The organism is Streptomyces sp. NPDC052225, assembly GCF_040679615.1.
In the GTDB taxonomy this organism is placed as follows: Bacteria; Actinomycetota; Actinomycetes; order Streptomycetales; family Streptomycetaceae; genus Streptomyces.
On record NZ_JBFAVD010000010.1, the window covers coordinates 63,955 to 84,862 of the forward strand.

The 20,908-nt window shown below is 72.7% G+C and carries 20 protein-coding genes; 12 read left to right on the forward strand and 8 right to left on the reverse strand.

The window, feature by feature from the left end; genetic code table 11:
- Positions 1 to 26: 26 nt before the first annotated feature.
- Positions 27 to 497, reverse strand: coding sequence for a helix-turn-helix domain-containing protein (locus tag AB0L37_RS17060; RefSeq protein WP_365505236.1), 471 nt, complete (start codon positions 495 to 497; stop codon positions 27 to 29).
- A gap of 114 nt (positions 498 to 611) precedes the next feature.
- Here AB0L37_RS17060 and AB0L37_RS17065 point away from each other — a divergent pair, with 114 nt between their 5' ends.
- Positions 612 to 1,784, forward strand: coding sequence for a thiolase family protein (locus AB0L37_RS17065; RefSeq protein WP_365505238.1), 1,173 nt, complete (start codon positions 612 to 614; stop codon positions 1,782 to 1,784).
- 27 nt (positions 1,785 to 1,811) lie between these two features.
- Here AB0L37_RS17065 and AB0L37_RS17070 read toward each other — a convergent pair whose 3' ends face one another.
- Positions 1,812 to 2,528: a VTT domain-containing protein gene (locus AB0L37_RS17070; protein WP_365505240.1), complete on the reverse strand. Its 717-nt coding sequence runs from the start codon at positions 2,526 to 2,528 to the stop codon at positions 1,812 to 1,814.
- 87 nt (positions 2,529 to 2,615) lie between these two features.
- Between AB0L37_RS17070 and AB0L37_RS17075 the strand changes: the two genes are divergently transcribed.
- The 3 genes from AB0L37_RS17075 to AB0L37_RS17085 all read left to right on the forward strand — a co-directional run bounded on the left by AB0L37_RS17075 (position 2,616) and on the right by AB0L37_RS17085 (position 5,914).
- Entirely contained in the window at positions 2,616 to 3,323 is a 708-nt protein-coding gene (locus AB0L37_RS17075; protein WP_365505242.1) for a DNA alkylation repair protein, read from the forward strand.
- Between the two features lie 303 nt (positions 3,324 to 3,626).
- Positions 3,627 to 4,802: an elongation factor Tu gene (gene tuf, locus AB0L37_RS17080; protein ID WP_365505244.1), complete on the forward strand. Its 1,176-nt coding sequence runs from the start codon at positions 3,627 to 3,629 to the stop codon at positions 4,800 to 4,802.
- A gap of 320 nt (positions 4,803 to 5,122) precedes the next feature.
- Positions 5,123 to 5,914 carry a fused MFS/spermidine synthase gene (locus AB0L37_RS17085; RefSeq protein ID WP_365505636.1) on the forward strand — a complete coding sequence of 264 codons (792 nt, stop codon included), beginning with the start codon at positions 5,123 to 5,125 and terminating at the stop codon, positions 5,912 to 5,914.
- Here AB0L37_RS17085 and AB0L37_RS17090 read toward each other — a convergent pair.
- The 3 genes from AB0L37_RS17090 to AB0L37_RS17100 all read right to left on the reverse strand — a co-directional run bounded on the left by AB0L37_RS17090 (position 5,901) and on the right by AB0L37_RS17100 (position 8,844).
- The gene (locus tag AB0L37_RS17090) at positions 5,901 to 7,226 is read right to left on the reverse strand and encodes an MFS transporter (protein WP_365505246.1); all 1,326 of its coding nucleotides are present in this window, start codon (positions 7,224 to 7,226) and stop codon (positions 5,901 to 5,903) included. The genes AB0L37_RS17085 and AB0L37_RS17090 overlap by 14 nt on opposite strands.
- Before the next feature lie 78 nt (positions 7,227 to 7,304).
- Positions 7,305 to 8,372, reverse strand: a complete 1,068-nt coding sequence (locus AB0L37_RS17095) for a hypothetical protein (RefSeq protein WP_365505248.1) — start codon at positions 8,370 to 8,372, stop codon at positions 7,305 to 7,307.
- Positions 8,373 to 8,496: 124 nt separating this feature from the next.
- Positions 8,497 to 8,844, reverse strand: a complete 348-nt coding sequence (locus AB0L37_RS17100; protein WP_365505250.1) for a hypothetical protein — start codon at positions 8,842 to 8,844, stop codon at positions 8,497 to 8,499.
- Between the two features lie 210 nt (positions 8,845 to 9,054).
- Here AB0L37_RS17100 and AB0L37_RS17105 point away from each other — a divergent pair, with 210 nt between their 5' ends.
- The 4 genes from AB0L37_RS17105 (at position 9,055) to AB0L37_RS17120 (ending at position 14,550) form a co-directional block, all read left to right on the forward strand.
- On the forward strand, positions 9,055 to 9,492 hold the full coding sequence (locus AB0L37_RS17105; RefSeq protein WP_365505639.1) for a DUF4442 domain-containing protein: 438 nt from the start codon (positions 9,055 to 9,057) through the stop codon (positions 9,490 to 9,492).
- 206 nt (positions 9,493 to 9,698) lie between these two features.
- Positions 9,699 to 12,197, forward strand: coding sequence for a glycoside hydrolase family 3 C-terminal domain-containing protein (locus tag AB0L37_RS17110; RefSeq protein ID WP_365505252.1), 2,499 nt, complete (start codon positions 9,699 to 9,701; stop codon positions 12,195 to 12,197).
- Position 12,198: 1 nt separating this feature from the next.
- Positions 12,199 to 13,812, forward strand: coding sequence for a carboxylesterase family protein (locus AB0L37_RS17115; RefSeq protein WP_365505254.1), 1,614 nt, complete (start codon positions 12,199 to 12,201; stop codon positions 13,810 to 13,812).
- Between the two features lie 84 nt (positions 13,813 to 13,896).
- The gene (locus AB0L37_RS17120; protein ID WP_365505642.1) at positions 13,897 to 14,550 is read left to right on the forward strand and encodes a DedA family protein; all 654 of its coding nucleotides are present in this window, start codon (positions 13,897 to 13,899) and stop codon (positions 14,548 to 14,550) included.
- A gap of 97 nt (positions 14,551 to 14,647) precedes the next feature.
- On the opposite strand, the gene AB0L37_RS17125 is transcribed toward AB0L37_RS17120, so the two are convergent.
- Positions 14,648 to 15,187 (reverse strand): gamma carbonic anhydrase family protein, encoded by a 540-nt coding sequence (locus tag AB0L37_RS17125; protein ID WP_365505256.1) that lies wholly within the window; start codon positions 15,185 to 15,187, stop codon positions 14,648 to 14,650.
- A 124-nt stretch (positions 15,188 to 15,311) separates the two neighbouring features.
- Between AB0L37_RS17125 and AB0L37_RS17130 the strand changes: the two genes are divergently transcribed.
- On the forward strand, positions 15,312 to 16,049 hold the full coding sequence (locus tag AB0L37_RS17130; protein ID WP_365505644.1) for an acyltransferase: 738 nt from the start codon (positions 15,312 to 15,314) through the stop codon (positions 16,047 to 16,049).
- Here AB0L37_RS17130 and AB0L37_RS17135 read toward each other — a convergent pair.
- Positions 16,046 to 16,945 carry a LysR family transcriptional regulator ArgP gene (locus tag AB0L37_RS17135; RefSeq protein WP_365505647.1) on the reverse strand — a complete coding sequence of 300 codons (900 nt, stop codon included), beginning with the start codon at positions 16,943 to 16,945 and terminating at the stop codon, positions 16,046 to 16,048. The genes AB0L37_RS17130 and AB0L37_RS17135 overlap by 4 nt on opposite strands.
- Before the next feature lie 69 nt (positions 16,946 to 17,014).
- On the opposite strand from AB0L37_RS17135, the gene AB0L37_RS17140 reads away from it, so the two are divergent.
- Positions 17,015 to 17,629, forward strand: a complete 615-nt coding sequence (locus AB0L37_RS17140; protein WP_365505258.1) for a LysE/ArgO family amino acid transporter — start codon at positions 17,015 to 17,017, stop codon at positions 17,627 to 17,629.
- A gap of 104 nt (positions 17,630 to 17,733) precedes the next feature.
- Positions 17,734 to 19,041, forward strand: coding sequence for an MFS transporter (locus AB0L37_RS17145; protein WP_365505260.1), 1,308 nt, complete (start codon positions 17,734 to 17,736; stop codon positions 19,039 to 19,041).
- A gap of 264 nt (positions 19,042 to 19,305) precedes the next feature.
- Here the strand turns inward: AB0L37_RS17145 and AB0L37_RS17150 are convergent, their stop codons facing one another.
- A complete protein-coding gene (locus AB0L37_RS17150) occupies positions 19,306 to 20,172 on the reverse strand; it encodes a DMT family transporter (protein WP_365505262.1) in 867 nt (288 codons plus the stop codon).
- A 145-nt stretch (positions 20,173 to 20,317) separates the two neighbouring features.
- On the opposite strand from AB0L37_RS17150, the gene AB0L37_RS17155 reads away from it, so the two are divergent.
- Complete coding sequence (locus tag AB0L37_RS17155) at positions 20,318 to 20,890, forward strand: XRE family transcriptional regulator (RefSeq protein WP_365505264.1); 573 nt, start codon at positions 20,318 to 20,320, stop codon at positions 20,888 to 20,890.
- The last annotated feature ends 18 nt before the right edge of the window (positions 20,891 to 20,908 follow it).

Genomic DNA, 20,908 nt, shown 5'->3' on the forward strand with positions numbered 1-20,908 from the left:
ACAGGTTCTGTCCTAGATCCCCGGGTCTAAGCGGCCTCGGGGCCCGACGTCGTCCACCCCGGGGTCTGGGGGTGCGCCCTGAGGTCGTCGTGGCGGACCTCTTCGCCGCACGCGGAACACGTCACGGCGGGCACCAGGTCGTGCCCGCATTTGTGCTCGATGACCATGGGGCGGTCGCCGTCGCGCAGATGGCGGTCGCCCCACGCCATGAGCGTCATCAGGACCGGTTCGAGTTCGAGGCCCGCCCGCGTCGGCCGGTACTCGAAGCGCTGCGGGCGCTCCTGGTAGGCGACCTTCTCCAGGATCCCGGCGTCGACCAGGCGCCGAAGACGTGTGGCGAGGATGTCGCGCGGCGCCCCGATGTTGCGGACGAGCCGGTCGAACCGGCCGTTGCCCAGGCACACCTCGCGCAGCACGAGCAGCGAGTACTTCTCGCCGACCACGGCCAGGGTGTCGGCGATCGAGCAGGGACGGGGGTCCTTGGCGGCGGCAGGCATGCGCTCAGTGTAGGGGCCTGGGCGGTAGAGGGTTTGTTTTTCCAACTCGCCTCGCTATGGTGAGTTGGAAATTCCTACTCATGCGTAACTCCCACCGTTCCGGAGGCATGCGCCATGCGTGACGCCGTCATCGTCGAAGCCGTTCGCACCCCCGTCGGAAAGGGCAGGCCCGAGCGCGGTGCCCTGTCCGGCGTCCATCCCGTCCAGCTCCTCGCGCACACCCTGCGCACCCTCGTCGACCGGGCCGGAGTCGACCCCGCGCTGATCGACGACGTCATCGGCGGCACCGTCGACCAGGTCGGCGAACAGGCCATGAACACCACCCGGTACGCCGTCCTGTCCGCCGGATTCCCCGAGTCCGTGCCCGCCACCACCGTCGACCGCCAGTGCGGCTCCTCCCAGCAGGCCGTGCACTTCGCCGCGCAGGGTGTCCTTTCGGGCGCGTACGACATGGTCGTGGCCTGCGGTGTCGAGTCGATGAGCCGGGTGCCGATGTGGTCCAACGTGCCCGCGGGCGCCGACCCGTTCGGCCCCGGCGTCGCCGCGCGCTACCCGGAGGGCCTCGTGCCGCAGGGCATCAGCGCCGAACTCATCGCCGCCCGCTGGTCGTTGTCGCGCGAGGAGATGGACGCGTACGCCGTCGGCTCGCACCGCAAGGCCGCCGCCGCGTGGGACGCCGGGCTCTTCGACGCGGAGGTCGCCCCGCTGGAGGGCGTCACGCGGGACGAGTCGGTGCGGCCCGGCACGTCCCTGGAGGTGCTCGGCGGGCTCAAGTCCGCGTACTACGACCCCGCGTTCGAGGAGCGGTTCCCGCAGATCGCGTGGAACGTGACCGCCGGCAACGCCAGCCCCGTCAACGACGGCGCCTCCGCCGTGCTCATCACCAGCAGCGAGAACGCGGCCCGGCTCGGACTGCGCCCGATCGCCCGGCTGCACAGCTTCGCCGTCACCGGATCGGATCCGCTGCTCATGCTGACCGGGGTGATCCCGGCGACCGAGAAGGTGCTCAGGCGGGCCGGCCTGACGCTCGGCGACATCGACCTGTTCGAGGTCAACGAGGCGTTCGCCGCCGTGGTCCTTGCCTGGCTGCGGGAGACCGGCGCCGACCCGGCCCGGCTGAACGTGCACGGCGGGGCCATCGCGCTCGGCCATCCGCTCGGGGCGAGCGGCACGCGCCTGATGACGACGCTGGTGCACGCGATGCGCTCGCGCGGGGCGCGGTACGCGCTCCAGACCATGTGCGAGGCCGGAGGACTGGCGAACGCCACGGTCCTGGAAGCGCTCTGAGCGGGGACCGCGGACGGAGCGCGGTCCTCAGGCGGCGTCCGCGGAGCCCCTGAGCTTGTGGCGCTTGAGCCAGGCCACGACCGCGCCCGCCACACCCGTCACCGTGATGAAGCCCATCGCGATCAGGAACACCGGGGACGTGGGCGTCGACGCGCGGGCGCCCGCGATCACGTACGCCGCCGTGTTCGGGATCGAGCCGAGCGCCGTGGCCAGGAGGAAGGGGAGCCAGCCCATGCGGGAGATCGACGCGCAATAGTTCGCCGCCCAGAACGGGACGCCCGGGAAGAGGCGGGCCGCCAGCATCGAGCGGAAGCCGTGTCTGCTCAGCTGGCCGTCCGCCGCCTTCAGCCAGCGGCCGCGCAGCAGCGGGCGCAGCGCCTCCTGGCCGAGGAAGCGGCCCAGGCCGAACGAGATGCCGGCGCCGAGCACCGTCCCGCCGATCGCCCCGAGCAGCCCCAGCTGCGAACCGAAGAGCGCCCCCGCCGCCAGATTGAGCAGCGGACGCGGCACGAACGCCACCGTGCACAGCCCGTACGCCACGGCGAACAGGACCACCGCCGCCGCCCCGCTCACCTGCGGCGGCCAGCCGTCGGCCAGGATCCGCTGCGGCTCGAAGAGCAGCACGCTCGTCGCGCCCGCGGCCAGCAGCATCACCAGGAGCGACAGCCGCGACCAGGGCGACAGGAGCACCCGGGTGCAGCGCGCGGCGAGCCCGGCGGGACGGGCGGGGACGGTCTCGAACATCCGGGGAGACTAACTGACGGATACATAAGATCGCCGTAGGTTGTGTCTCACTTTTCCGGCTCTTGCCCCTCGTGCGAGGAGAGTCACATGGCCGTCATCGCGGCGCCGCCCAGCGTTCTCGCCGACACCGTGATGTCCCGGCTCACGGACGTGTACGGGGCTGCCGCCGACCCCGAGCGGGCGGCACCGATGCGCGCCTACATGAAGGACGTCGCCCCGTTCCTCGGGATCCCCTCGCCCGAGCGACGGCAGCTGTCACGGACCGTCCTGGAGGGGCTGCCCCGGCCAGACGAGCGCGACCTGACCGCCGTCGCGCTGCGCTGCTGGGCGCTGCCCGAGCGAGAGTACGCGTACTTCGCCATCGACTGGCTGCGCCGCCACGGACGCCGGCTGACCTCGCCGTTCCTGGCCGTCGCGCGGCAGCTGATCACGACGGTCCCGTGGTGGGACACCGTCGACCTCCTCGCGTCCCACGTAGTGGGTGGCCTGGTCGCCGCGGATCCGAAGCTGGCGGCCACCATGGACGCCTGGAGCGAGGACCCGGACCTCTGGGTCGCCCGCACCGCGCTGCTGCACCAGCTCCGCTACAAGGAGGCGACCGACGCGGAGCGGCTCTTCGGGTACTGCCTGCGCCGGGCCGGGCACCCCGACTTCTTCGTGCGCAAGGCGATCGGCTGGGCCCTGCGCGAGTACGCGAAGACCGACCCCGGCGCCGTACGGGCCTTCGTCGTCGCCCACCGGGACGTGCTCGCGCCGCTTTCCGTGCGGGAAGCGCTGAAGAACGTAGAGCCATAGGCGTCCTGTAGGGCACCCCTCATTAAGGCGCGAAAAACCATTCGACGTGCGACGTCGCGTCGGCGAGGATCTGCCTCATGTTCCGGCACGCCTTCCTCGCAGCACCGTCCGCAGTCGCGGGCGCTGCTCAGGCTGCCGCTTTTCTCGCTGGTTCTGTCGCAGCAGCCGTCGACGGCGCGCGAAGCTGACCCTCTCCGGACATTCCGGCGGACCCCGCAGGGGGAGGGTCGGTCCGGCCCAGGGGTCCCCGCCTCAGCACATGGAGGCTTCACTTTTCTGTTCCGGAAAGGAACACCCCCAGCCATGCCCAAGACGGCATACGTGCGCACCAAGCCGCACCTGAACATCGGCACCATGGGCCATGTCGACCATGGCAAGACCACCCTGACCGCCGCCATCACCAAGGTCCTCGCCGAGCGCGGCTCGGGCACCTTCGTCCCGTTCGACCGGATCGACAAGGCGCCCGAGGAGGCGCAGCGCGGCATCACCATCAACATCGCGCACGTCGAGTACGAGACCGACACCCGGCACTACGCGCACGTGGACATGCCGGGCCATGCCGACTACGTCAAGAACATGGTGACCGGCGCGGCCCAGCTCGACGGGGCGATCCTCGTCGTCTCCGCGCTCGACGGGATCATGCCGCAGACCGCCGAGCACGTGCTGCTCGCCCGGCAGGTCGGCGTGGACCACATCGTCGTGGCCATCAACAAGGCGGACGCGGGCGACGAGGAGCTCACCGACCTCGTCGAGCTGGAGGTCCGCGACCTGCTCTCCGCGCACGGCTACGGCGGCGACTCCGTCCCGGTGGTCCGGGTCTCCGGGCTCAAGGCGCTGGAGGGCGACCCGCGGTGGACGGCGTCCGTCGAGGCGCTGCTCGACGCCGTGGACACGTACGTGCCGATGCCGGAGCGGTACGTGGACGCGCCGTTCCTGCTGTCGGTCGAGAACGTCATGACGATCAGCGGGCGCGGCACCGTCGTCACCGGGGCGGTCGAGCGCGGCCGGGTCCGCGTCGGCGACCGCGTGCGGGTGTACGGCACCGCGGAGGAGGTGGAGACCGTCGTCACCGGCGTCGAGACCTTCGGCAAGCCGATGGACGAGGCGCAGGCCGGGGACAACGTGGCGCTGCTGCTGCGCGGTGTCGCCCGCGACGCGGTGCGCCGCGGGCACGTCGTCGCGGCGCCGGACAGCGTGCGGCCCGCGCGCCGCTTCACCGCGCAGGTGTACGTGCTGTCGGCGGCCGAGGGCGGGCGCTCCACGCCCGTCGCCACCGGCTACCGGCCGCAGTTCTACCTGCGCACCGCGGACGTCGTCGGGGACATCGACCTCGGCGAGGCCGCCGTCGCGCGGCCCGGCGACACCGTCACCGTGACGGTCGAGCTCGGCCGCGACGTCCCGCTCGAGTCGGGGCTCGGCTTCGCGATCCGCGAGGGCGGGCGGACCGTCGGGGCGGGGACGGTGACGTCCGTGGAGTGACGTGACGGAGGGCGGGGGCCCCGGGCCCCCGCCCTCCAGCGGTGCCTCACACCCTCCGCCGACACGACGGTTCTCGGCGGCGGAGGCCGCGGTGGCGGGCAGGCCCTGGGCGGTGACCTACCGGCTGGGGCGCGGCGCCCTGGGCGGTGACCGGCCGGCTGGGGCGCGGCGGAAATGGCCCGCGCTCGCACGCGGTGACCGAGCGGAGCGGCCCATGCCGCCCCGGGCCCCGGCACAATGAAGCGGTGAACGCACCCGACCCCGAGTACGCCGAGCCGATACCCGTCACCCGCACCGTCGACCACGGCGTCGCCAAGCTGATGCCCGACGTGGACCGACGGCGGGCCTGGCTGCTCACGGTCGACGGGGCGCCGCAGTCCTACGTCGACCTCGACGAGCCGACGCACCTGGAGTTCGAGTACGCGCGGCGCCTCGGACACGTCCTGGACAGCGTCGCCGAGGACGGGTGGCCGCTCGACGTGCTGCACCTCGGCGGGGGCGCGCTGACCCTGCCCCGCTACGTGGCCGCCACCCGGCCCGGATCGCGCCAGCAGGTCGTCGACGCCGACCGTGGGCTGCTCGCGCTGGTCGGCGAGCACCTGCCGCTGCCGGCCGGCGCGGGCGTCGACGTGCACGGAGCCGACGCGCGCGCCTGGCTGGAGGCCGCCCCGGCGGACAGCGCGGACGTGCTGGTGGCCGACGTCTTCGGCGGATCGCGGGTGCCCGCGCACCTGACCACCGAGGGGTACGCGCGCGAGGCGGACCGGGTGCTGCGGCCGGGCGGCGTCTACGCCGCGAACCTCGCGGACGGTGCGCCCTTCGCCTTCCTGCGCTCCCAACTGGCCACGTTCAGCGGCGTGTTCGCGCATCTGGCGCTCGTCGCCGAGCCCGCCGTGCTGCGCGGCCGGCGCTTCGGCAACGCCGTGCTCATCGCCTCGCAGGCCGAGCTCGACGTGCCCGAGCTGGCCCGCCGCACCGCCCGTGACGCGTTCCCCGCCCGGGTCGAGCACGGCCCGGGGCTGCGCCGCTTCGTCGGCGACGCCCGGCCGGTCGCCGAGGGGGACGCGGTGCCGTCGCCGGAGCCGCCGGGCGGTTCGTTCAGCGTGGGGTGAGGTCCTGCGGGGCGGTCATGCCCGTCGGCTCCTGGGCCGTGGACACGGCCACCTCCGTGGACGTCTCCCGGCGCCGCAGATTGCGTACGTCGGGGACGAACAGGACGGCCGTCGTGGCGAGGACGACGAGCGCCGCGCAGCCCCACAGCGCCGGGGTGCGGCCGAACGCCGACTCCGCGGGTCCCGCGAGCGCCGTCGCGAGCGGCACCATCGCCACCGAGCCGAACCAGTCGTAGGCCGAGACGCGGGAGAGCTTCTCCTCCGGGATCTCCTGGTGCAGCGCGGTGATCCACGAGACGCCGAAGATCTCGATGGTGACGCCGCTGACGAACATCACGGCGACCAGGGCCGGCAGCGGTACGGGGACCGCGAGCGCCGCCGACGGCAGGGCGAGGGAGAAGACCGAGAGCGTCGCCGCGAACAGCAGGCGCCGCGGTTTCCAGCGCATCATGAGCAGCCCGCCGAGGATCGTGCCGACGCCGAACGCGCCGAGCGCGAGACCCCACGGCCCGGCCCCGCCGAGTTCGTCGCGGGCCACCAGCGGGCCGAACACCGACTCGGCGGCGCCCACCACGGCGACAACCACCGAGAACTGGGCGACGATCGTCCACAGCCAGGGGCGCCCGATGAACTCCCGCCAGCCGTCGCGCATGTCGGAGAGCAGGCCGCCGCCCGGTGCGCGCGGCGCTATGTGGCTCACGTCGAGGAACATCCGCAGCGCGCCCGCCACCGCGAACGCCGCGGCGTCCACCGCGAGCACCCAGCCGGGCCCGATCGCGGCGACCATCGCACCGCCGAGCGCGGCGCCGCCCACCGCCGCGCCGGACATCGCCATCCGGAACATCGCGAACGCGCGGCTCGCCTGCTCGCCGGTGACCGACGCCATGAGCATGCCCTCGGCCGCCGGGTTGAAGAACGCCTGCCCGGTGCCGCCGAGCGCGCTCAGCGCCATCATCTGCCACAGCCGCGGGTCGCCCTGGAGGACGAGCAGCGCGAAGGCGCCCTGCGAGAGGAAGTTGAGGGCGTTGGCCGCGACCATCACGTGGTGCCGCGGCAGCCGGTCGGCGACGGCCCCGCCCACCAGCAGGAAGACCACCAGGAACAGGGTGCGTGCCGCGGCCACGAGGCCGACGTCACCGCCGTCGCCGCCCGCGTCGAGCACGGCGAACGCGGACGCGATGAGCGCGCCGTGCGCGCCGAGGGTCGTCACGAAGGCGGACACGGCCAGCAGCGTGTAGTTGCGTCCGGCCCAGGCGGGGCGGCGCGAGCCCTTCTGCGAAGGGGACGGCGTGGAGGCGGCGGCTGAGGTCACTGAGGGACTATCGCCGCCGCACGCCCCGCTGACAAATCGTTTAACCGGCCGCCCGGACGTCATCCGGGCGGGTCCGGATCACGAAGCGGTCGGATCCTTGTAGTAGCGCACCGAGTTGAGGATCTTCTCGATGGTCGCGTCGGACAGCTCGCTCTTGACGCCCTTGGCGGCCCACAGGTCCCAGGACACGAAGTCCTTGTCCTCGTTCTGGAAGGCGAACACGACGGCCTTGCCCTCGCTGTCGCACTTGCCCTTGTTGGGGTTGCCTTCGGAGTGCGCCTTGATGAGGCTGCCCTCGATGCCCTGGCCGTTGGTGAACGTCTCGGCCTTGCCCACCTTCATGGACTTGGTGTCCGGTTCGGTGTAGCCGCCGTAGATCCAGGTGGGCACCCGGCTCTCGGCCGCCTGGGCGGCCGTCTTGGCGCCGTCCTCCCCACGGGTGCCGACGCCGGCGAGCGAGGTCTCCTCGTCGCGCCCGTCCTTGTCGGAGTCCTCGGTGCACCACTTGGACTGGAGGAACGCGGGACCCGTGACGGTGGTCTGCTCGGACTCGCCCTTGTACTTGTACTCGAAGCCGACGGACTGATCGGCCCCGGACGCGCTGACCTCCCACCCCGGCGGCACGTCGAAGACCGTCTTGAACTTGGTGTTCACGACCGGCTGCCAGCCCGCGACCACGGGCTTGACGGCGGCGCCCTCGCCGCGCGGGTTGTCGCCCCCGGACGCGCTCGGGCTCGGGTCCTTGGACGCGGACTGCTGCGCGGACGGCGACTTCTCGCCACCGCCCTTGGCGTCGTCGTCCTTGTCCCCGCCCAGCACCAGGAACCCGGTCACCCCGGCCGCGATCACGACGGCCGCCGCCGCGACGATGGCGACGATCTTCGTGTTGTTGCCACCGCCACCACCGCCCTGCGGAGCCTGCGGCGGGCCGAGCGGAGTCGTCGGCGCCTGCCACCCCGGCTGCTGCTGGTACGGGTTCGGCTGCTGCTGGACCCCCGGCTGCTGATAGGGGTTCGGCGTCGCCTGGTACCCCGGCTGCTGGTACGGGTTCGGCGTCGGCGGAGTGCTCGGATTGTGCGGGTAGTTGGGGTTGTTCGGGTCCTGCGGGTTCTGCTCGCCCCCGGGCGGCTGCTGTCCTGGCCACATGGCCGATAACGATAGAGGGTCCTGGGCCTGCTGAGGTCGCCGCCCTGTATCGGACGTGCAACAGCGGTCCCGCCGGACGCGCGGCCTCCCGTGCGCGCGCGGCCGACGTGCCCCACCGGACGTGTCAGGGCTTGACGAGGTAGCTGCTCCAGACCCACGAGCCGCGGTCGCCCGCCTCGATGTCGCAGTACTGGCGGTCGACGCAGTACCAGACGCTGCCGGCGGAGTTCGTGCAGTGGACCGGGCTGGTCACCTTGGTGTTGGCGCCGAGTCGCGTGACGACCGAGGAACCCCCCGACGGCGCGGTGTGCACGACGGCCCCCTTCGACCCGACCTTCCAGTACGTGGTCACGGCCTGGCAGCGCAGGGGCGCCGAAGCGGCCGAGGGCGCGGCCGACGCCGCGGTCGCGGAGAGGAACGCGGAGGAAAGGGCCAGGATGGCGGCAAAAGCGGCATAACCGAAGGTACGCACGGAAACTCCTGATTGCTGGGGAGTGGTCAGGTGCAGGTGATCATCGGCCGTGCGTGATCGTCAAGCTCGTCCGGTACGGCAAGCCCCGCCCGTACGGGCGGAGTTGAGGCCGGGCGCGCCCCGCCTCGGCGCCTGTGACGGACCCGCTGCCGGAGGGCATGGACCCAGGATGCTACTCGTAGGTAACATGCGGCCATGAGCGCAGATCAGATGTCCATCGGCGAGATGCTCGCCGCCACGGTGCCGATGGCCCGCACCCTGAACCTGGAGTTCGTCGAGACCACCGCGGAGAAGGCGGTCGTCGCGCTGCCGGATCAGGCCGACTACCACAACCACGTGGGCGGGCCGCACGCCGGCGCCATGTTCACGCTGGGGGAGTCCGCGAGCGGGGCCATCGTGCTGGCCGCCTTCGGGGAGCAGCTGTCACGGGCCGTGCCGCTGGCCGTCAGTGCCGAGATCGCGTACAAGAAGCTCGCGATGGGACCCGTCACCGCCACGGCGACGCTCGGGCGTCCCGTCGCCGACGTGGTCGCCGAGCTGGACGCGGGGGAGCGGCCGGAGTTCCCGGTGGGCATCGAGATCCGCCGCGGCGACGGCGCCGTGACCGGGGAGATGACCGTCATCTGGACCCTGCGGCCCAACGGCTGAGCGGCAGCCGACCGGAGCAACGCTGTCCGGGCCCCGAACGCCATCGGCGTTCGGGGCTCTTTGCGTACCGTCCGCGTTCGCTCCATTGACACGAGTCACCAGGCGTCATAGTTTCCGGGCTCGGTCACGCAGTGTCCAACGGTGTGTCAAGTCCGGTTTGTCGCATGGCGCGTTCCCGCGTCGAACGCGAAGAGGAGTGACAGCCCATGTCCGACGGCATCTCCAGAAGAACGGCTCTGCGGCGGATGGGCGGCGCGATCGCGGTCGCCGCGGCCGCCACCTCCGGCCTCCCGGCCCCCGCCCGCGCGGCGGCACAGGACCGCGGCGGGCGCGGTGCGGGTCGCCGGATCGAGTCGCTGATCGCCCGGCTCACCCTCGACGAGAAACTCACCTTCCTGCACGGCGGCTCCGACCCGCACGACCTCGGCCAGGCCGGCTACATCCCCGGCGTGCCCCGCCTCGGCATCCCGCCGCTGCGTCTCGCCGACGGCCCGGCCGGTGTCCGCGTCACCGCCCGCGCCACCGCGCTGCCCGCGCCCGTCCTGCTCGCCTCCGCCTTCGACCCCGAACTCGCCCGCCGCTACGGGCAGGTCATCGGCCGCGAGGGCCGCGCCCTCGGCCAGGACGTGCTGCTCTCCCCGATGGTGAACCTCATCCGCACCCCCTACGCGGGCCGCAACTTCGAGACGTTCTCCGAGGACCCGCTGCTCGCCTCCGACCTGGTCGCCGAGGAGATCAAGGGCGTCCAGGGCGAGGGACTCATCGCCACCGTCAAGCACTTCGCGCTGAACAACCAGGAGAAGGACCGCATGTCGATCGACGTGCGGGCCGACGAGCAGACCATGCACGAGCTGGAGCTGCGCGGCTTCGAGGCGGCGGTGAAGGCCGGCGCCGGATCGGTCATGGGCGCGTACAACAAGGTCAACGGCACCTTCGCCTGCGAGAACAAGGCGCTCCTCACCGACCTGCTGCGCGACCAGTGGCACTTCACCGGTTGGGTCATGACCGACTGGTTCGCCGCGCACGGCACCGTCACCGGGATCACCGCCGGGCTCGACATGGAGATGCCCGGCGAGATCGCCTTCGGCGCCGCGCTCAAGAAGGCCGTACAGGACGGCACCGTCCCCGAGGCGCACGTCGACCGGGCGGTGCGCCGCATCCTCGTCGTGATGGAGCGGTTCGGGCTGCTCGCCGAGAAGGTCCCTCCGCGGCCGGCGCGCGACCCGCGCGCCGGCGCCGCCGTCGCCCTCGACGTCGCCAAGGCCGGCGCCACCCTGCTGCGCAACGAGGGCGGCACGCTGCCCCTGCGTCCCTCCGACTCCCTCGCCGTGGTCGGCCCGACCGGCCGCTACCCCTTCGTCAGCGGCGGCGGCAGCGCCCATGTGATCCCCGACCGCGCCGAAGGACCGTACGACGGGCTCACCGCCCGCGCGGGACGCGGCGCCCGCGTCACGTACGCGCTCGGCGAGGACATCTACGGCAAGGCCCTGCCGAAGGGGGCCCTCGCGCCGGCCGTCGATCTGGAGGAGTGCGAGGTCGGGCCCGGGCGGACCTGGTCGTACGACGGGACGCTCACCGTCGGCGAGGCCGATGACTGGACGTTCGTCATCCACTATTCCGGCGACCGGCCCACGGTCCTGCTCGACGGCACCGAACTCTTCCCCGTCGCTCCCGGTTTCGGCGAGTACTTCACCGGCGGCCTGCTCTCCGCCGCACCCGACGGGCTCGCGGTGCGCCGCACGTCCCTTCACCTGGCGGCCGGTTCGCACCGGGTGCAGATCACGGCGAAGGGCGGGGACGAGGGCCAGACGTTCCGGCTGCGCCGCGTGACGGGTGCGACGCGGGCCGCCGACGTCGCCGAGGCCGTGCGCGCCGCCAAGGCCGCGCACAGTGTCGTGCTCTTCGCGTACGAGGACGCGACCGAGGGCATGGACCGCACCTCCCTCGCGCTGCCCGGCCACCAGGAGGCACTGATCTCCGCGGTCGCCGCCGCCAACCCCCGGACGACCGTGGTCCTCAACACCTCGTCCGCGATCACCATGCCGTGGCTGGACCGGGTCGGCGCCGTGCTCCAGATGTACTACCCCGGGCAGGAGGGCGCGGCCGCCACCGCCGCCGTCCTGTACGGGGACTGCGACCCCGGCGGCCGCCTCACCCAGTCCTTCCCGGTGTCCGAGGACGCCCACCCGATGTCCGGCGACCCGCGCCGCTACCCGGGGGTGAACGGCGTCGAGGAGTACTCGGAGGGCATCCACCTCGGGTACCGCTGGTACGACGCGCAGGGCGTGAAGCCGCTGTTCCCGTTCGGGCACGGCCTGTCCTACACGTCGTTCGCGTACGAGAACCTCGCGGTGCGCTGGACCGGGCACGGCCTCGACGTCGGCTTCACCGTCCGCAACACCGGTCGCCGGGCCGGCGTCGAGGTCGCGCAGGTCTACATCGGCAGGTCGCCCGACCTCCAACTCGACCAGGCCGTCCAGGTGTTGGGCGGATACCGGCGGCTCGTGCTCGGTGCGGGGGAGCGGCGGCGCGTCACCGTCCGCGTCGCCCGCGACACCCTCTCCTCCTGGGACACCGCCCGGCACGCCCTCGTCCTCGGCACCGGCCGCCGCACCGTCCTGGTCGGCTCCTCCTCGCGCGACCCGAAGCTGCGCGATGACGTCGTCGTGACGGGCAAGGGCCGCGCCCACGAGGGAGGCAACTGACATGCGGAGCAGTCGAACACGCCGCCGGATACGCGGCGCGGTCGTCGCCCTGGTGACCCTGGCCGCCGGGCTCGTCCCGGTGGCCGGCGCCCACGCCGCCGGGTCCGGCGGCACCCTCGTGCACACCGGCACCGGCTGGGTGCGTGGCCAACTCACCGACGAGGGGCGGCAGTTCCTCGGCATCCCGTACGCCCGGCCGCCCGTCGGCGCGCTGCGCTGGAAGGAACCGCGCCCGGCCCGGGCCTGGCGCGGGGTCCGCGACGCGAAGGGCTTCGGCAACAGGTGTGTACAGACGTCGAGTTGGGACCCGGGCTACGAGGACCCGACGTACACCGAGGACTGCCTGTCGCTCAACGTGTACGCACCCGACGGCACCGCCGGACGCCCGGTCATGGTCTGGCTGCACGGCGGCGGTCTGACCGCGGGCGCCGGAGCCGACATCGTGCCCGACACCTTCGCCCGGACCACGGGCACGGTCGTCGTGAGCGTCAACTACCGCCTGGGAGCGATGGGTTTCCTCGCCGCGGCCGGGCTCGACGACGAGGTCTCCGACGGCGTGTCCGGCAACTTCGGCCTCCAGGACCAGCAGCTTGCGCTGCGCTGGGTGCGCGCCAACATCGCCCGCTTCGGCGGCGACCCGTCCCGCGTCACCATCGCGGGCGAGTCCGCGGGCGGCCGCTCCGTGTGCACCCAGCTCGCGTCGCCGACCGGACGCGGCCTGTTCCGGGCCGGGATCGTCGAGTCGGGCGCGTACGGGGACTGCGCGGCGCGCGAGCACCGCGAGGCGGTCGCCGCCGGGGCGGCGTTCGCGCAGAGGCTCGGCTGCGGGGAAGCGGCCGGGGGCGTCGTCGGCTGTCTGCGGGGGAAGCCGGCGAAGGAGATCCTCGACGCACAGGGCGGCTTCGACTGGAGCCCGGTCGTCGGCGGCGCCTTCCTGCCGGAGCAGCCCGCCACGGCGATCGCCGCGGGCCGCTCCGCCCGCGTACCGGTGCTGAACGGCGCCAACCGGGACGAGGGCCGGCTCTTCGCCTATGGCGCGTACGACGGGCAGGGCAGGCCGCTCACGGCGTCGGCCTACCCGCAGGCCCTGGCCGATGCCTTCGGTGAGGAAGCCGGGCGGCGGGCGTTGAAGGAGTACCCGTTGAGTGAGTACTCGTCCCCTGCATACGCGTACGCCGCCGCCGTCGGGGACCGGCTCATGGCCTGTTCCGCCCTGCGCCTGAACGAGCGGCTCGCGCGCGGCGGGTCGCCCGTCTACGCGTACGAGTTCGCCGACCGGACCTCGCCGCCCTTCGCGTCGATCCGCGAGGCGGGCAGGACGTTCGACTTCGGGGCCACCCATGTGAACGAGGTGCAGTACCTCTTCAAGCACTTCGGCCTTGCCGCGCCGCTCGACGCCGAGCAGCGTGTCCTCGCACGGCGGATGGTGCAGTACTGGGGGGCGTTCGTACGGGGCTCGGCGCCGCGGGCCGACGGGGCGCCCGCCATGCCGGACCAGCGGACGCGGCCCGGCCGCGTGCTGTCCCTGAAGACCGCCTCCGTGGGCGGGATCACAGTCTCCTCAAGCGTTCACCGGGACCACCACTGCACCTTGTGGGACTCGGCTGCGTCTTAGGGAGCAGGTAGGCTGCCCGGCGTGCGCGCGCAGAGGGGGAGCGCACGCCGGGCACACGGATTTTCGGTACGGGAGGCGACCGCGTTGCACGTCCAGGAGTGGCTCGACACGATTCCGGCGGTCGCCATCTATGCCCTGGTGGCGGGTGTCATCGGGCTCGAAAGCCTGGGCATTCCGCTGCCCGGCGAGATCGTGCTCGTCTCCGCCGCGCTGCTGTCGTCGCAGCACGGCGACGTGAACCCGATCGTGCTCGGGGTCTGCGCGACCGCGGGCGCCGTCATCGGTGACTCCATCGGATACGCGATCGGGCGCAAGGGCGGGCGGCCGCTCCTCGCGAAACTGGGGCGCAAGTTCCCCAAGCACTTCGGGCCCGCGCACATCGCCACGGCCGAGCGGTCCTTCGAGAAGTGGGGCATGTGGGCCGTCTTCTTCGGTCGCTTCATCGCGCTGCTCCGGATCTTCGCGGGGCCGCTCGCGGGTGTGCTGCACATGCCGTACTGGAAGTTCCTCATCGCCAACTTCCTCGGCGGCGTCGTCTGGGCCGGTGGCACGACCGCCGTCATCTACTACGTGGGTGTCGTCGCCGAGGACTGGCTGAAGCGGTTCTCGTACGTGGGGCTCGGGGCGGCTGTGCTGATCGGGCTCGCGTCGATGCTGCTCGTGAAGCGGCGGGCGGCGAAGGTTGCGGCGGAGCATGGCGCTGCGGCGGAGCCGGAGCCTGTTGCAGCGGGGGAGTGAGGGCGCCGCCCCCGCTTCTCGCCTAGTCGCCGTTGTGGCGTCCCGTTCGTTCGCGGCTGCGGCGCCGTCGTGGCTGGTCGCGCAGTTCCCCGCGCCCCTACGGGGCGCACTCCCTCTTGTGAGCCTTAGCCAGCTCCACGTACACCGTGCCGTTCAGGGTCACGCCCTCGCGTTCCTCCTGGGTCAGTTCGCGCTTGACCTTGGCGGGGACGCCTGCGACCAGGGAACCGGGCGGGACCACCATGCCCTGGGGGACCAGGGCCTGGGCCGCGACCAGGGAGCCGACGCCGATGACCGCGCCGTTGAGGACCGTCGCGCCCATGCCGATCAGGCAGTCGTCCTCGACCGTGCAGCCGTGCAGGACCGCGTTGTGGCCGACCGAGACGCGCTCGCCGATCGTCACCGGGAACCCGGCGTCGACGTGCACCGTGCAGTTGTCCTGGATGTTGCTGTCGGGGCCGAGCACGATCGGCTCGAACTCCGCGCGCAGCACCGCCCCGTACCAGACGCTCGCGCCCGGGTGCAGCGTGACGTCGCCGATCAGCGCGGACGTCGGCGCCGCGAACGCCGTCTCGTCCAGCTTCGGTTCCTTGCCGCCGAAGCCGGTGACGAGTGCCTCGTGGGCCGTGTTTCCCATGGGGTGTCGCTCCCTGTGTTCTCGAACGTGCGTCGCGCCTGAGCGAACCGTACCTGTGGGGTGAAGATCACAGGCCGTCGAGGTGGGGGCGGACGGTACGGATGAGTAACGTAGCGCCGTGCCGATGAACTGGAACGCGTTCTCGTCCCGCCGGCGGTCCGCGCGGGGTCCCCTCGCCCATCGTGTCGTGCAGGCCGGCTGGCGCTGGGTGCAGCGCAGGGGCGCGGTCACGGCCGAGCAGCCGGGCGGGCACCGGTTCGGCGCCATCGGGCACGGCACGAAGCTGACATTCCCCCAGGGCACCGTGTTCGGAGCGCCGTGGATCCGGCTCGGCGCGCACTGCATCATCGGCGAACAGGTCACGCTGACGGCCGGGTTGATGCCCGACCTCGACCTCGGCCCCGACCCGATCCTCACCATCGGCCACGGCGTCGTCATCGGCCGCGGCAGCCATGTCATCGCCGACACGACCGTGCGGATCGGCGGCGACGTCTACATGGGGCCGTACGTCTACATCACCTCCACCAATCACTCGTACGACGATCCGCACGAGCCCATCGGCAAGCAGTGGCCGCGGATGGAGCCCGTGGAGATCGGTTCCGGGTGCTGGATCGGCACCGGTGCGGTGATCCTGCCGGGCGCGCGGATCGGACGGAACGTCGTGGTCGCGGCCGGTGCCGTGGTGCGCGGCGAGGTCCCGGACCACGCCGTGGTGGCGGGCGCGCCGGCCCGGGTCGTACGGACCTGGGACGCGGAGGCCGGCTGGCAGCCGCCGCTGCGCACCCCGGCGCCGCAGCCGATCCCGTCCGACATCACGCCCGAACAGCTCCTCGCGCTCGCCGAGTTGGAGGAAGGCGCCTAAGCGCGCAGTGCTTCGGCCGCGGCGTCGAGGACCACGTCGGCCACGGCGGCCAGGGCGGGGGAGTCGAGCTTCCACTGCTGCCAGTACAGGGGCACGTCGACGGGGCGGCCGGGTGCCAGTTCGACGAGGCGGCCCGCGCGCAGCAGCGGCTCCGCCTGGGTCTCGGGCACCATGCCCCAGCCGAGGCCGAGGGCCACGGACTCCACGAACCCCTCGGACGTCGGGACGGCGTGCCGCACCGCGCTCGCGCCGCTGCGGCCGCGCGTCAACTCCCGTACGAACGCGTCCTGATGATCGTCGCTGCGGTCGAACGTGACGACCGGCGCCGCCGGGAGTGCCTGCGCCAGGGGGCCGTCGAGATGCCGTTCCACGAACGCGGGGCCGGCCGCGGCGAGATAGCGCAGTTTGCCGAGCGCGCGCACCGAACACCCCGCCACCGGCTCCGGTGACGACGTCACCGCGGCCATCACCCGGCCGTCCCGCAGCAGCGTCGCCGTACGTGTCTCGTCCTCGCGGCGCAGCTCGAAACAGATCCGCGGACGGTCCGGTACGCGGGTCAGCGCGGCCAGGAACCAGGTCGCCAGGGAGTCCGCGTTCACCGCGACCGACACCCGGGTCGGACCGTCGTCGGTGCTCAGGCCCAGCTCGGCGTACGCGTCCTGCTCCAGCCGGGCCAGCTGGCGGGCGAACCGGACGACGACCTCACCGGACTCGGTCGTGCGGACCGGCTTCGTACGGACGAGGAGGACCCGGCCCGTGCGCTGCTCCAGGGCCTTCACCCGCTGGCTGACGGCGGACGGCGTCACGTGCAGCGCGGCGGCGGCCGCGTCGAACGTGCCCTCGTCCACCACCGCGAGCAGCGTGCGGACCTGGTCGAGTGGGAGCTCAGGAATCATCACGAGTGCTAATGCTACGTAAAAATCTTTAGCTGTACGTGCAGTGATCGTCTTCGTATCGTCGATCCCATGACCGCTTCACTCGCCGCCGCTGCCGCAGGATTCGGCACCGGCCTCTCGCTCATCGTCGCCATCGGCGCCCAGAACGCCTTCGTCCTGCGCCAGGGCGTGCGCCGCCAGTCCGTCCTCGCCGTCGTCGGCATCTGCGCCCTGTCCGACGCGCTGCTCATCGCGCTCGGCGTGGGCGGGGTGGGGGCGGTGGTGGTCGCATGGCCGGGGGCGATCACCGCGGTGGGCTGGATCGGCGGGGCGTTCCTGCTCTGCTACGGGGCGCTCGCCGCGCGGCGGGTGCTCAGGCCGGGCGGGTCCCTGGCCACGGAGGGGGCGTCGGCGGGGTCGCGGCGCCGGGCGGTGCTCACCTGCCTGGCGATGACCTGGCTCAACCCGCACGTGTACCTCGACACCGTGTTCCTGCTCGGGTCCATCGCCGCGCACCAGGGGTCGCTGCGCTGGACGTTCGGGCTCGGTGCCGCGTTCGCCAGCCTGTGCTGGTTCGCGGCGCTCGGCTTCGGCGCGCGACTGCTCGGCCGGTTCCTGGCGCGGCCCGGCGCCTGGCGGGTGCTCGACGGTCTGGTCGCCGTCACGATGATCGCGATGGGCGCGCTGCTGGTCGCCGGGGCGTGAGGCGGGCGGGCTGCCACGGACACAGGGGTTGCTGCGATAGTGAACCCCGCAGAAGAAGATGTAGAGGCCACCCAGGGTGGCCGCTCGGAGCAGCCGGGAAGTCCGTGGACAGCAGCGACAAGACCAGAGGGACCGGGCCGGGGACGGCCGCGGGACCGCCCGAAGCGCCGCAGGTCCGGCGCGGCTGGCGCCGGTTCGCGATGGACACCCGGCCGCTGCGCATCCCCGCGTACCGGCGCCTGTGGTCCTCGACGATCGTCACGGCCGTCGGCAGTCAGCTCACGGCCGTCGCCGTACCGAAGCAGATCTTCGACATCACGGGGTCGTCGGCCTGGGTCGGCGCCGCGAGCATGGCGGGGCTGCTGCCACTGATCGTCTTCGCGCTGTGGGGCGGGGCCGTCGCCGACAGCATGGACCGCCGCAAGCTGCTCCTCATCACCAACTGCGGCATCGCGGCGACCTCGGTCCTGTTCTGGATCCAGGCGGTCGCGGGGTTCGACTCGGTGGCCGTCCTGATGGTGCTGCTCGCCGTGCAACAGGCGTTCTGGGGGCTCAACGCGCCGGCGCGCAACGCCTCCATCGCCCGGCTCGTGCCCGCCGGCGAACTCGCCGCGGCCAACGCGCTCGGCTCGACCGTCATGCAGACCGGGCAGGTCGTCGGCCCGCTGCTCGCGGGTGTCCTCATCCCCGTCATCGGGCTGCCCGAGCTGTACCTCATCGACGCGCTGGCCCTGTGCGTCACGGTGTGGGCCGTGTACCGGCTGCCGTCGCTGCCCCCGTTGGACGCGAGCGTCAAGCGACGGGCGGGCGTGCGCGAGATCGCGGCCGGGTTCCGCTACATCTCCGCGCACAAGGTGCTGCTCCTTTCCTTCCTCGCCGACATCATCGCGATGGTGTTCGGCATGCCCCGCGCCCTGTTCCCGCAGCTCGCCGCCGAGACCTACGCGCCGTACGGGGAAGGGCTCGCCCTCGGTCTGCTGTTCGCGGCGATCCCGATCGGGGCGGTGGTCGGCGGTCTGTTCTCCGGCACGTTCTCGCGGGCGCGGCGGCACGGGTGGATGGTGATCGGCGCGGTCGTCGCGTGGGGCGCGGCCATCGCGGGGTTCGGCCTGAGCGGCAGTCTCTGGCTCGCCGTGGTGTTCCTTGCGGTGGCCGGCGTCGCGGACATGGTCTCGATGGTGTTCCGCGGGGCGATCCTCCTGTCGGCGGCGACGGACGAGATGCGCGGCCGCATGCAGGGCGTGTTCACGGTGGTCGTCGCGGGCGGCCCGCGCCTGGCCGACGTCCTGCACGGCGCGGCGGGCTCGGCGTTCGGGCCGCGTACGGCGGTGGTCGGGGGCGGGGTACTCGTCGTGGCGTCGATGCTGGTCCTGGCGTGCGCGGTGCCGGCGCTGCGGCGGTACCGGGTCTGACGGGGGCTTCGGTCGCGTGGGCATCCTGCTTGTAAGGCAGGAGCTCGACGCTTGAGGCGCGGCCGCAGAGGGCGCCGGGTGCTGCCGTGGGCACGTCGTGCGGTGCGCGGCGACCGTCTCAAGTCCCGTCTGCTGTACGGCGGGGCCCGGTTGTGGCAGTGGCCGTGTCCGGCGCGGTCGTTGCCCGCGGGGCGGTCGGCGGCTCCCCGGAGGGGGCGGTGGCCCGTGTCCTGCCGGGCAGTGGGCGGCCGCACCATGGGCCCGTCACCCCGTCGCCAGCAGCACCGTCCCCACCAGCGCGAGCCCCGCCCCCGCCGCCTGCACCCCGCGCAGCCGTTCGTGCAGGATGCCGCGGGCCGCCAGGGCCGTGATCACCGGGTACAAGGACGCGAGGACCGCCGCGACCGTCACCGGGCCCCGCTGCGCGGCCAGCGAGTACGTGCCGTTGGCCGCCACGTCCGCCAGGCCCACGAAAGCGAGCGCGGGCAGGCCGGCGCGGATGGCGGACCAGCCGCCCTGCTCCGGCAGGACCGGGCCGCCGCGCTTCGCGGAGACGAACAGCGCGGCGCCGCCCGCCGCCACGTTCGTCACGCGCTGCACGAACAGCGCGAGGAAGAGTCCGGTGAGCGTCGTCGACGCCTCCGCGATCAGGGCCATCACCGCGCCGAAACCGAACGCGGCGAGCAACGTGAGCAGCACCGCCTGGCGCTGCACCGGCGCGCCCCGCAACTGCGGCCCGCCCGCGAGCACGACCCCCGCGACCGCGACCAGGATGCCCGCGAACTGGAGCAGCCCGGGGCGCTCGCCGAGGACCAGTCCGACGCCGACCGGCACGGCGACGCCGAGCGAGCCGAGCGGGGAGACGACGCCCATCGGGCCGAGCGCGAGCGCCTTGTAGAACGCCAGCATGGCGACGGGGCCCACCACGCCCGCGCCGACCGCGAACCACAACTGCGGGCCCGCCTCGCTCCATCCGCCCGTCGCGACGACGATCGCGCCGAGCACGACCGTCGCGACGGACTGCGAGACGACCACGACCGTCAGGGCGGGGACGCGTCGCGTCAGCAGCCCGCCGCCGAAGTCGGCCAGGCCCCACAGGAGGCTGGTGGCCAGGGCGAAGAGTGCTGTCATGACGGGCCTCGCAGTACAGTTTGCTGAACATCAGGGTGCAGCACACCGTAGTTCACTGCATTGATCGCTGTCATCCAAAATATTGGACTCCCTCAGGCCTGCCCGGGTCGGACCCGGGCCCACTCAGACACACCCTGGACGGAATGTGCCGGAACTCGACCTCCTGACCCAGTCCCTCGCCCGGAACGTCAAGCACTGGCGCTCGGAGCGCGGCTTCACCCTCGACGCCCTCGCGACCCGGGCCGGCGTCAGCCGCGGCATGCTCATCCAGATCGAGCAGGCCCGCACCAACCCGAGCATCGGCACCGTCGTCAAGATCGGCGACGCGCTCGGCGTCAGCATCACCACCCTGCTCGACTACGAACAGGGCCCGAAGGTGCGGATCGTGCCCGCGGAACAGGCCGTCCGCCTGTGGTCCACGGACGCCGGCAGCTACCACCGCCTCCTCGCCGGAACCGAGGCGCCGGGCCCCCTCGAGATGTGGGACTGGTACCTCAAGCCCGGCGAGGGGACCGGATCCGACGCGCACCCCCAGGGCACCGTCGAACTCCTCCACGTCACCGCGGGGGAGCTGACCCTCGTCGTGGACGGCGCCGTCCACCGCGTACCCGAGGGCGCGAGCGTCACGTTCGAGGCGGACGTGCCGCACGAGTACCGCAACGACGGCGACGCGCCCTGCGCGATGGTCATGGCCGTCTCGGTGCCGTTCGAACGCTGAGACACCCGGAACCCGTAC